This is a genomic window from Streptomyces ficellus (assembly GCF_030406405.1).
Taxonomy (GTDB): Bacteria; Actinomycetota; Actinomycetes; order Streptomycetales; family Streptomycetaceae; genus Streptomyces; species Streptomyces ficellus_B.
This window is the reverse complement of the sequence record NZ_JAUEPL010000081.1, coordinates 1-853: the sequence shown is the minus strand read 5'-3', so window position 1 is coordinate 853 and position 853 is coordinate 1. Positions and strand designations below refer to the sequence as shown.

At 59.1% G+C, this 853-nt stretch carries 2 rRNA genes; both read right to left on the bottom strand.

The features are described from left to right. Positions 1–431 (bottom strand): 23S ribosomal RNA (locus QWM81_RS29030); the annotation flags it as partial. Between the two features lie 305 nt (positions 432–736). Next, positions 737–853 (bottom strand): 16S ribosomal RNA (locus QWM81_RS29025); the annotation flags it as partial.

Here is an 853-nt window from a genome sequence, read left to right as displayed (position 1 = left end):
ATTTCAGCTACGGGGGTCTTACCCTCTACGCCGGACCTTTCGCATGTCCTTCGCCTACCCATACGGTTTCTGACTCGCCTCACAGCCGGCAGACTGTGAAAAAGAGATCCCACAACCCCGCATGCGCAACCCCTGCCGGGTATCACACGCATACGGTTTGGCCTCATCCGGTTTCGCTCGCCACTACTCCCGGAATCACGGTTGTTTTCTCTTCCTGAGGGTACTGAGATGTTTCACTTCCCCTCGTTCCCTCCACATGCCCTATGTGTTCAGGCATGGGTGACAGCCCATGACGACTGCCGGGTTTCCCCATTCGGAAACCCCCGGATCAAAGCCTGGTTGACGGCTCCCCGGGGACTATCGTGGCCTCCCACGTCCTTCATCGGTTCCTGGTGCCAAGGCATCCACCGTGCGCCCTTAAAAACTTGGCCACAGATGCTCGCGTCCACTGTGCAGTTCTCAAGCAACGACCAGCCACCCACCACCCCCGGACCAACATCCGGAGTTCACTGGGGCCGGCATCGCAGAAGGCAAAGACCGTAGTCCGTACCCTCAGACACCCAACAGCGTGCCCGACACCCTCGATCCTTCTCCGTGTTCCACGCCGAAGCAGTACTAACAGGAAGACCCGAGTGTGCCGAATAATCAACGTTCCACCCATGAGCAACCAGCATCGGACGTTCGCCGATGTCCTGGCCTCTGACCAGCCCGAAGACTAGTGAGAAGTGCTCCTTAGAAAGGAGGTGATCCAGCCGCACCTTCCGGTACGGCTACCTTGTTACGACTTCGTCCCAATCGCCAGTCCCACCTTCGACAGCTCCCTCCCACAAGGGGTTGGGCCACCGGCTTCGGG